The sequence below is a fragment of the Bradyrhizobium sp. 23 genome, from assembly GCF_023073295.1.
Classification (GTDB): domain Bacteria; phylum Pseudomonadota; class Alphaproteobacteria; order Rhizobiales; family Xanthobacteraceae; genus Bradyrhizobium; species Bradyrhizobium canariense_D.
Window position 1 is genome coordinate 733079 of record NZ_JADPJF010000148.1, and the last position, 10356, is coordinate 743434.

The 10356-nt window shown below is 62.3% G+C and carries 10 protein-coding genes and 1 pseudogene; 10 read left to right on the top strand and 1 reads right to left on the bottom strand.

The window, feature by feature from the left end; all coding sequences use genetic code 11:
* Window positions 1-6 precede the first annotated feature (6 nt).
* From IVB32_RS36855 to IVB32_RS36870, 4 genes are all read left to right on the top strand, one after another.
* A complete protein-coding gene (locus IVB32_RS36855; protein WP_018458776.1) occupies window positions 7-1137 on the top strand; it encodes an acyl-CoA dehydrogenase family protein in 1131 nt (376 codons plus the stop codon).
* A 14-nt stretch (window positions 1138-1151) separates the two neighbouring features.
* Window positions 1152-2339, top strand: coding sequence for an acetyl-CoA C-acyltransferase (locus tag IVB32_RS36860; RefSeq protein ID WP_085350862.1), 1188 nt, complete (start codon window positions 1152-1154; stop codon window positions 2337-2339).
* Between the two features lie 22 nt (window positions 2340-2361).
* Window positions 2362-3372: a nitronate monooxygenase family protein gene (locus IVB32_RS36865; RefSeq protein ID WP_085394743.1), complete on the top strand. Its 1011-nt coding sequence runs from the start codon at window positions 2362-2364 to the stop codon at window positions 3370-3372.
* Between the two features lie 151 nt (window positions 3373-3523).
* Complete coding sequence (locus IVB32_RS36870) at window positions 3524-3820, top strand: YciI family protein (RefSeq protein WP_247366761.1); 297 nt, start codon at window positions 3524-3526, stop codon at window positions 3818-3820.
* 18 nt (window positions 3821-3838) lie between these two features.
* Here IVB32_RS36870 and IVB32_RS36875 read toward each other — a convergent pair.
* Window positions 3839-4011 (bottom strand): annotated as a pseudogene (locus IVB32_RS36875) (acetyl-CoA C-acetyltransferase); the annotation flags it as partial.
* A 170-nt stretch (window positions 4012-4181) separates the two neighbouring features.
* Between IVB32_RS36875 and IVB32_RS36880 the strand changes: the two are divergent.
* The 6 genes from IVB32_RS36880 to IVB32_RS36905 form a co-directional block, all read left to right on the top strand.
* Entirely contained in the window at window positions 4182-5069 is an 888-nt protein-coding gene (locus tag IVB32_RS36880; protein WP_247366753.1) for an AraC family transcriptional regulator, read from the top strand.
* Between the two features lie 199 nt (window positions 5070-5268).
* Window positions 5269-6342, top strand: a complete 1074-nt coding sequence (locus IVB32_RS36885; RefSeq protein WP_247367221.1) for a sugar ABC transporter substrate-binding protein — start codon at window positions 5269-5271, stop codon at window positions 6340-6342.
* 60 nt (window positions 6343-6402) lie between these two features.
* The gene (locus IVB32_RS36890) at window positions 6403-7227 is read left to right on the top strand and encodes an ATP-binding cassette domain-containing protein (RefSeq protein WP_085350866.1); all 825 of its coding nucleotides are present in this window, start codon (window positions 6403-6405) and stop codon (window positions 7225-7227) included.
* Window positions 7224-8480, top strand: coding sequence for a sugar ABC transporter permease (locus IVB32_RS36895; protein ID WP_247299691.1), 1257 nt, complete (start codon window positions 7224-7226; stop codon window positions 8478-8480). Before IVB32_RS36890 ends, IVB32_RS36895 begins: the two co-directional genes overlap by 4 nt.
* A 27-nt stretch (window positions 8481-8507) precedes the next feature.
* Complete coding sequence (locus tag IVB32_RS36900; RefSeq protein ID WP_085350868.1) at window positions 8508-9236, top strand: SDR family oxidoreductase; 729 nt, start codon at window positions 8508-8510, stop codon at window positions 9234-9236.
* A 24-nt stretch (window positions 9237-9260) separates the two neighbouring features.
* The coding region (locus tag IVB32_RS36905; RefSeq protein ID WP_247412991.1) for an FGGY family pentulose kinase at window positions 9261-10356 on the top strand (1096 nt) is incomplete at its 3' end.

The following is a 10356-nucleotide window of genomic DNA, read 5'->3' on the forward strand; positions in this document are numbered from 1 at the left end:
GATCGGATGGATATCCAGTTCACGGAAGAGCAGGAACTGTTGCGCTCCAGCGTACAGCGTATGCTACGCGACCAATACAGCTTCGAGGCGCGCCGCAAGATCGTGGCCAGCGAAGAGGGCTGGAGCCGCAAGCAGTGGGGCGCTTTTGCGGAGCTCGGCCTGCTCGCCGCGCCATTCTCCGAGGAGAGCGGCGGACTTGGTGGCGGCCCGCTCTCTACTATGATCGTTGCCCAGGAGTTCGGCCGCCACCTTGTCGTGGAGCCGTACGTGGAGACGGTCGTGCTGGTCGGCGGCTTGATCGAGCAGGCAGGGACGAAAGAGCAGAAGCAGGCCTTCATTCCCGATATCATCGCCGGACACAAGATCTGGGCGCTGGCCTGGACCGAAAAAAACTCGCGCTTCGATCTCGCCAATGTCGCGGCCACGGCGCGGCGAGAGGGAAAGGACTACACGCTTAGTGGTGAGAAGACCGCCGTCATAGCGGCGCCTTGGGCCGATTATCTCATCGTCTCCGCCCGGACTGCCGGCAAGCGCGACGATTGTGGCGGCGTCAGCCTGTTCGTCGTCGACGCCCGGGCGGCGAATCTCGAATTGCGGAGCTTCAAGACCATCGACGGCCGCCGTGCCGCGGAGATCACTTTCCGCGATGTGCGCGGCGAGTTGCTCGGCAGCGAGGGCGAAGGCGTCGCCCTGCTGGAAGGCTGCCGCGACAGGGCCATCGGCGCGCTCTGCGCCGAGGCGGTCGGCGCGATGGCCGAACTGAACTCTGCGACGCTGGAATACGCCAAGGCCCGAAAGCAGTTCGGCGTCACCATCGGCAGCTTCCAGGTGTTGCAGCACCGGATGGTCGACATGTTCATCGCGCATCAGGAGGCGCTTTCCCTGATGCAGCATCTCAGTCTCAGCCTCGGTGCCGGCGAAAGTGGCATCTCGCGCCTCGCCTCCGGCGCCAAGTCGAGGGTCGGCTATGCCGGCAAGTTCATCGCCGACCAGGCGGTGCAGCTCCACGGCGGCATGGGCATGACCGACGAATTGAACGTCGGTCACTACTTTAAGCGAATCTCCTCGATCAATATCCAGTTCGGCGATCCCGCTCACCACTTGCTGCGTTATGTGCAGCTCGACGCGGCAGCGTAACCAAAGAGGCAGCCATGACGACAGAGGCAGTTATCGTTTCCACCGCCCGCACCGGCGTCGGCAAGGCCTATCGCGGTGCGCTGAACAACACCGAGGGGCCGACCATGGCTGGCCATGTGATGGCCGAAGCGGTGAGGCGCGCGGGCGTTGAGCCGGACGAGGTCGAAGACGTGGTGATGGGTTGCGCGATGCAGCAGGGCACCATGGTGATGAACGTCGCACGCAAGGGGGCGGTTCGTGCCGGCCTGCCGGTCACCGTCGCCGGCACCACGATCGATCGGCAGTGCGCCTCCGGCCTGCAGGCGATCGCGGTCGCGGCCCGCTCGATCATGCTGGATGGCGTCGAGATCGCGATCGGAGGCGGCATCGAATCGATCAGCCTGGTGCAGAACGACCACATGAACAGGTTCCACGCCGTCGACGACGAGCTGATGGCGATGAAGCCCGAGATGTACATGTCGATGCTCGACACTGCCGAGATTGTCGCCGAGCGCTACAAGATCGGTCGCGACCGGCAGGACGAATACAGCCTCGAATGTCAGCGCCGCATTGGTGCCGCGATGCAGGCCGGTCGCTTCAATGACGAGATCGTCCCGATCACAACGACGATGGCCGTCGTCAACAAGGACACCAGGGAGGTCTCCTATCAGCAGGTGACGCTGTCGAAGGACGAAGGGCCGCGCCCCGAGACCACGGCGGAAGGACTGGCGAAGATCAAGCCGGTATTCGAAGGCAAGACCATCACGGCCGGCAATGCCAGCCAGCTCTCCGACGGAGCATCGGCCTGCGTGCTCATGAGCGACAAGACCGCCGCCAAGAAGGGCCTTAAGCCGCTCGGCATCTTCCGCGGCTTCGTCGCCGCCGGAGTCGAGCCGGACGAAATGGGCATCGGTCCGGTCGCGGCGATCCCGCGCCTTCTCAAGCGCCACGGCCTGAGGATCGATGACATCGATCTTTGGGAGCTGAACGAAGCCTATGCTGTCCAGGTGATCTACTGCCGCGACAAGCTCGGCATTGATCCGGACAAGCTGAACGTCAATGGCGGCTCGATCGCGATCGGCCATCCCTACGGCATGACGGGCAGCCGGCTTGCGGGCCATATCCTGATCGAGGGGCGGCGGCGCAAGGCGAAGTACGGCGTGGTGACCATGTGCATCGGCGGCGGCATGGGCGCGGCCGGCCTATTTGAACTCGTCAACTGATCGGAAAGCGGAGAAAGCGCACGTGAAGACAGCAATCACTGAACTGTTCGGCATCCAGCATCCGATCATCCAGGGCGGCATGCATTATGTCGGCTTTGCCGAGCTTGCCGCCGCGGTCTCGAATGCCGGCGGTCTCGGCATCATCACCGGCCTGACCCAGCGGACGCCGGAGCTGCTGGCGAAGGAAATCGCGCGCTGTCGCGACATGACCGACAAGCCGTTCGGTGTGAACCTGACCTTCCTGCCGAGCTTCACTGCACCGCCTTATCCGGAATATATCGCCGCCATCAAGGAAGGTGGCGTCAAGGCGGTGGAGACCGCCGGCCGCAGCCCGGAAGCGTACATGCCCGCGCTGAAGGCTGCCGGCATCAAGGTGATCCACAAATGCACTTCGGTGCGGCATTCGCTGAAAGCCGAGAAGATCGGATGCGACGCCGTCAGCGTCGACGGCTTCGAATGCGGCGGCCATCCCGGCGAGGACGATATCCCGAACATGATCCTGCTGCCGCGCGCGGCGGATGAACTGAAGATTCCGTTCGTGGCCTCGGGTGGCATGGCGGATGCGCGCAGCCTCGTTGCTGCGCTGTCGATGGGCGCCGCCGGCATGAACATGGGTACCCGCTTCGTCGCAACCAAGGAAGCGCCCGTCCACGCCAACGTCAAGCAAGCCCTCGTCAAAGCCACCGAACTCGATACCGTGCTGGTGATGCGCGCGCTGCGTAACACCGAGCGCGTGCTCAAAAACAAGGGTGTCGATCAGTTGCTCGAAGTCGAGCGCGAGAAGGGGACGAGCCTCAAGATCGAGGACATCCATGAGCAGGTCGCGGGTGTCTACCCCAGGGTGATGGTCGATGGTGACATGGATGCCGGTGCTTGGAGCTGCGGCATGGTGGTCGGACTGATTCACGATATCCCGACGGTCAAAGAGCTGATCGACCGCATCATGAGGGAAGCCGAGCAGATCATCCGGCAGCGGCTGACTGGATTTCTTAACGGTACTGTCGCCGATCTGGCCACGCGCGCCGTTGCTTGACAAAGGTTTGCATGCGAGCGCTTCAGTGCCGAGATCAATGCTCGCTGATCGCATTGAGCAGCGGATCGGCGTGACCGATTGATCTCTCAAGTCGGGGGGCGGGCCAGGCTGACAAGCAAGCTGAAATGTCGTTTTCACCGAGGAGCGGCCAATGAAGTACTATCTCTGCAAGTACATTCCGCCCCGGGCGGATTTCCTGGCGACCATGAGCGCCGCTGAGAAACAATGGATGAAGCAGCACGGTGCGTTCCTGGATGATCTGCTCGCAAAGGGGCAGATCGTCGCGCACGGTCCCGTCACGGACCCGCGTGGCGGTTATGGCGTGTCGCTCAATCAGATCCCGGACGATCTCGACATCGAGGCGGTCACCTCGGAAGATCCTGTCGTGAAGAACGGCGCCGGCCACTATGAGCATTACCCGATGATGCATTTGAAGGCGCGCGGCTGAGATCCTCCCCTGGACCAATTTGGCAGCGTGGGTGGCATGACCTTTGATCTGTGCCAGCACGGGTAGGCCATTGCGATCGGCGAGACAGCGTTTTGCAAGGATGGGAGCTGCGGCGCCGTCGGCATTGGCGGGGAGGCGGCCGGCGTAATAGTGCCGTTGGTGCGGAACGCTGCCTTCAATCCGGGAACTTGGCCGGACGGCGTGCTGCACGTCAAAAAAGTATCAGTTCACATCTGAAATGGTGGTGGCGTGCCTAGGTACTGGTCGCTACTCTGCCAGCGAGAGGAAGCGCTGAACCAATCAGCCGATAAGGGAGCGGAGGCGGATCATTACAAGCCGCACCGGCCTGAAGGGAGCGGACATGGAACCGGACCTGGAAGTTGTCCAGATACGGCGCGGCGAGTCATTCAAGGCGTGGTCGCACGGCTACCCATTCCACACCGTCCGCTGGCATTTCCATCCCGAGTACGAGCTCCATCAGGTCGTGGCCACCAGCGGACGGTATTTCGTCGGTGACTTCATCGGCGACTTCGAACCAGGTAATCTCGTGCTCACCGGCCCCAATTTGCCGCACAATTGGGTGAGCGATCTGCCGGCAGAGTGCGCCATCCCGCTACGCGGACGCATCCTTCAATTCAGCGAAGAATTCATCGGCGACCTGATGAAGGTCATGCCTGAGCTTTCGGGCCTTGCCGCACTGCTGGATTTTTCCCGGCGTGGTGCGCTGTTCACCCGCAGCACGAGCGATGCGCTCGTCCCACTCATGGAGGAGATCGTCACGGCGAACGGCGTGCGCCGGATCGAGCTGTTCTTGATGATCTTGGGGATACTCTGTCGCGCCGCCCGACAGGCGCGTCCGCTGTCCAGCCCAAACTATCTGCCCGATCCGTCCGGCTACATGTCGGCGGGAATGAACAAGGCACTCGCATTCATCCGGAAGAATCTGACGCAACCTTTCGGCGAAGCGAAGCTCGCTGCGATCGCCGGTCAATCGCAAAGTGCATTTTCGCGCTCGTTCCGCCGGCACACGGGCATGTCATTGGTGCAATATGTCAAGCGGCTGCGTATCAATCTCGCGTGTCAGATATTGATGAGCGACGAGCAGGCTTCCATCACCGACATCTGCTTCGAGGTCGGCTTCAACAATCTCTCCAATTTTAACCGGCAGTTTCTGGCCGAGAAAGGCATGCCCCCTTCGCGCTTCAGACGATTGTTGGCGCACAACATCGATGCGGCGCACGCGGCCTAGCCGCATAGGAGCAAAGAAGGAGGATCGTTACGGAAGAATGACGCGGACACGCCGACGGCGGTCCGCGACAGCAATCGTTCGACCAGAATTCTGCGCGGCTCCGAGCACCGGCGCTCATCGTGCCGTCGGAAACGGAAGCAGCGAGGGCCTGACTATCAACGACGACACCCTGACACCCAGTCTGGAAAGGAAATCTGAAATGAGAAAGTTCTCTGCTAAATATGCGGGCACAATTGGCATAGCCCTCTCGCTGCTCGGCACAACAGCCATTTCTTCGCGGGCCGCAGAGGTGAAGAACGCGACCGTCGCCTTCCTGATGCCGGACCAGGCCTCCACCCGCTATGAACAACATGATTATCCGGGCTTCGTCGCAGAGATGAAGAAGCTGTGCGACAGTTGCAAGGTGATCTACCAGAACGCCAGCGCGGATGCCGCGCGGCAGCAACAGCAATTCAACTCGGTGATTTCGCAGGGCGCCAAGGTAATCGTGCTCGACCCCGTCGACTCCACTGCCGCGGCATCCCTGGTCAAGATGGCACAATCGCAAGGCATCAAGGTCATTGCCTATGACCGGCCGGTCCCCGACGCCAAGGTCGATTTTTACGTGTCCTTCGACAATCAAGCCATCGGCAAGGCTATCTCCGAATCGCTCGTCAAGCATCTTAAGGCCGCCAACGCGACGGCGAAGGAGGGCGAAGGCGTACTCGAAATCAATGGATCGCCGACCGATGCCGCTGCGGGACTCATCAAGAAGGGGATCCACGAGGGGCTTGATAAGAGCGGCTATCCAATTCTGGCCGAATACGACACGCCGGACTGGGCGCCGCCGAAGGCGCAGCAATGGGCGAGTGGCCAGATCACCCGCTTCGGCAAGAAGATCCTCGGCGTCGTAGCTGCCAATGACGGCACGGGCGGTGGCGCAATTGCCGCCTTCAAGGCCGCAGGTATCGAGCCGGTGCCGCCGGTGACGGGCAACGATGCGACGATTGCCGCGCTTCAGCTCGTCATCGCAGGCGATCAGTACAACACGATCTCCAAACCCAGTGAGATCGTGGCAGCTGCTGCGGCGCAAGCGGCGGTGAAATTCCTCTCCGGAGAGATGCCCAAGGCGGAAGCTACGCTATTCAATGCGCCATCGAAGTTGTTCGTGCCGGCCGTCGTCACTCAGGAGAACCTGAAGGCGGAGATTATCGATAAGAACATCCAGACGGCCGATCAGCTCTGCACGGGCCGATATGCCGCGGGTTGCAAGAAGCTTGGCATCACGCAGTGACGACGTCGGTCCCGGCCGCTTCCGGCGGCCGGGACGAAGGATGAGAGGGCGAATTGGGACATGACCACGATCTCGGATGCCGATGACGCGCAGGGCGGACCGCGCAAGCCGGTCTTGAGTCTTCGCGGAATTTCCAAGCATTTCGGCGCCGTGTCCGCCCTGACCGATGTTGATCTCGATGTGCATGCCGGCGAAGTCGTGGCACTTGTGGGTGATAACGGTGCAGGAAAATCCACGCTGGTGAAGATCCTTGCCGGCGTGCACCAACCCACCTCCGGAACGATCACGTTCGGCGGTGAACATGTTGTCCTGTCCGACCCATCCATGGCACTCGGCCTCGGCATCGCCACCGTTTTCCAGGATTTGGCCCTCTGCGAGAATCTCGACGTGGTCGCAAACATCTTCCTCGGCCGCGAGCTCAACCCGCTGCGGCTCGACGAGGTCTCCATGGAGCTTCGCGCCTGGACCTTGCTCAACGAGCTGTCAGCGCGGATCCCGAGCGTGCGAGAGCCCGTGGCGTCGCTCTCCGGCGGACAGCGCCAGACCGTGGCGATCGCGCGCTCGCTGCTGACTGAGCCGAAACTCATTCTGCTCGACGAGCCGACTGCGGCGCTCGGCGTTGCCCAAACCGCTGAGGTGCTAGACCTCGTCGAACGCGTTCGCGCACGCGGTCTCGGCGTCATCATGATCAGTCACAACATGGAGGACGTCCGCGCGGTTGCCGATCGGATCGTGGTGCTGCGCCTCGGTCGCAACAACGGCGAGTTCGATCCCGACGTGTCCAATCAGGATCTCGTTACGGCGATTACCGGAGCGGACGAAAATTCTGTCTCGCGCCGCGCCAGGCGGCGCCGCGCCCCTCAGTCGCCGGAGCTTGGGCGATGACCGACGACACGCAACCGGTTTCGACGGCGCGGTTGCTCGACCGCAGTGACGAACGAGTCAAGCACGCGGACACGCTTGGAAACATGATCGGCGCCTTTGTGGACCGTGTGCGGTCGGGTGATCTCGGAGCGCTGCCGGTGGTCGTCGGGCTCATCGTCATCTGCGCGGCGTTCGAGACTCTCAACCCTGTTTTTCTCGCGCCGAACAATCTGGTCAATTTGCTTTTCGATTGCGCGACAGTGGGTGTGATCTCGCTGGGCATCGTCTGTATCCTGATGGTCGGCGAGATCGATCTGTCGGTCGGATCGGTGAGCGGGTTCTCTTCGGCGCTCGTCGGCGTGCTTTGGGTCGCTCAGGATTGGCCGGTCGCCGTGGCGATCGTCACGGCGTTGGTGCTGGGCGCTGCCATCGGCGCGCTCTATGCATTTTTGTTCAATCGTCTGGGTATGCCGAGCTTCGTCTCGACGCTGGCCGGCCTGCTGACGTGGCTCGGCCTGCAGCTGTATCTGCTCGGCTCCTCCGGCTCGATCAACCTTCCGTATGGATCGACGCTGGTCAATTTCGGACAGATGCTCGTCATGCCGTCGATCGTATCCTACGTGCTGGCGGCGGTCGCGAGCGTGGTTATGTTCGTGACCGGCTACCGAACGGCCGCGCGCCGGCGGGCGGCGGGGCTATCGGCCAGTTCGCTTGGCCGCATGGTGCTGAAGGCGCTGCTGGTCACCATCGTGCTCGAATTCGTTGTCTATTATCTCAATCTCGGGCGCGGCATTCCCTGGATGTTTGGTCTGTTCGTCGGCTTGTGCGTGATCATGAATTACGCATTGACGAGAACCAAATGGGGCCGCTCGATGTCTGCCGTCGGCGGCAATCGCGAGGCGGCCCGTCGGGCTGGCATCAACGTTCGCCGGGTCTATTCGACCGCATTCATGTTGTGCTCCACGCTGGCCGCTGCCGGCGGCATTCTGGCCGCAGCGCGGCTGGCATCTTCCAGCCAGCAGGCCGGGACCGGGGATGTGAACCTCAACGCGATCGCCGCCGCGGTCATCGGTGGCACGAGCCTGTTTGGCGGCCGCGGGAGCGCCTATTCCGCGCTCCTCGGCGTCATCGTCATCCAGTCCATCGCGAGCGGCCTCACGCTGCTCGATCTCTCCTCGTCGCTGCGGTACATGATTACGGGCGCAGTCCTTGCCATTGCAGTCATCGTCGATTCGCTGGCACGGCGCTCGCGCCTTTCCCACGGCCGAGCTTGAACAACTCTCATAGGAAAAGGACAAGCCTTGGCCCAGGAACTTGCAGAAAAAGTCGCGGCGATCACCGGCGCCGCATCGGGCATCGGTCTCGAATGCGCTAGAACATTGATCGGGGCCGGCGCGCGGGTAGTGCTGATCGATCGGGCGGAGGAGGCGCTGAGCAGCGCCTGCGTTGCGCTGGGCGATCAGGCGATTCCTTTACGTATCGACCTCACCGATCCCCTGAGCATGGAAGAGATGATGCCGCAGGTGCTGGAGAAAGCGGGTCAACTGGACATCTTCCATGCGAATGCTGGTGCCTATGTCGGCGGCGAGGTGCTTGGCGGCGATCCCGACGCGTGGGACCGCATGCTCAATTTGAACGTCAATGCGCTGTTCCGGTCGATCCATGCGGTGCTGCCGCACATGGTTGAGCGCAAGAGCGGCGACATCATCGTCACCAGTTCGATCGCAGGTCTCGTGCCTGTCGTCTGGGAACCGATCTATACCGCGTCCAAGCACGCCGTGCAGGCTTTTGTGCATACTCTGCGCCGGCAGGTCGCGAAACACGGTTTGCGCGTCGGCGCCGTTGCGCCCGGTCCAGTCGTGACCGCGCTCATCAAGGATTGGCCCAAAGAGAAGATCGAGGAGGAAATGGCGGCCGGTGGCTTGATGCAGCCCGTGGAAGTCGCGCAGGCAGTGCTCTTCATGTTGACGCGCCCGAGAAACGTCACCATCCGCGACCTCGTCATTCTGCCGCAGAGCAACGATCTGTAACATCTTCCGATCGGCGATCCTGAGATGAACAAGCAACCCGATAACCGCCATTTCCTTGGCATCGATGTCGGCATCGGCAGCGCACGGGCCGGACTCTTCGACCGCTCCGGCAGGCTCCTGGCGAGTGACAGCGCCCCTGTTGCACTTTGGCGGGAGGCTGGCGACGTGGTCGAGCAGTCGAGCGAGGATATCTGGCGTGCCGTATGCCGCAGCGTGCGTAGCGCGGTGGTGCAGGCGGGTATCGCGGCGGACAGTATCGCTGGCATCGGCTTTGACGCGACCTGCTCGCTGGTGGTGCTTGGCGAGGCGGGTGTGCCGCTGCCCGTCGGGCCGTCCGGCGATCCTGCTCGCAACGTCGTTGTATGGATGGATCACCGCGCTGCGGATCAGGCGCGCCGTATCAACCAGTCGGGCGAGAAAGTTCTCGACTATGTCGGCGGAACGATCTCTCCCGAGATGGAGACGCCGAAACTGTTGTGGCTCGCCGAAAACATGCCCGAGACGTTCTCCCATGCGTGGCAGTTTATGGACTTGACTGATTTTCTCACTTGGCGTGCAACAGGGAGTTTGTCCCGCTCCAGTTGTACCGTGACGTGCAAGTGGACCTATCTGGGCCACGAAGACCGCTGGGACGATCAATTCTTCCGCAGGATTGGCCTCGGCGTGCTGCCGGATGAGCAGTTCCGCAGGATCGGCACCGAGATCGTGCCCGGCGGGACCAGGCTGGCAGCGGGCCTGACGGCGAAGGCCGCGGCCGATCTCGGACTCGCGACGGGTACGCCGGTCGCCGCCGGCCTCATCGATGCACATGCCGGCGGGGTTGGTACGGTGGGGGCGCGCGGAGCGGCGGGTACGGTGCTCACGCGCATGGCCTATGTATTCGGAACGTCCGCCTGCACCATGTCGACCACACCGGACCCATCCTTCGTCCCTGGCGTTTGGGGACCTTATTTCTCCGCCATGGTGCCTGGGCTTTGGCTCAATGAAGGCGGACAGTCGGCCGCCCGCGCTGCGATCGAGCATCTGTTGCAGATGCATCCGAATTCCGCGCAAGCGACACAGGCTGCGGGCCAGAAGCAGCAGACGCTTGCCGATTGGCTTGCCTCGGAAATCGAATCAC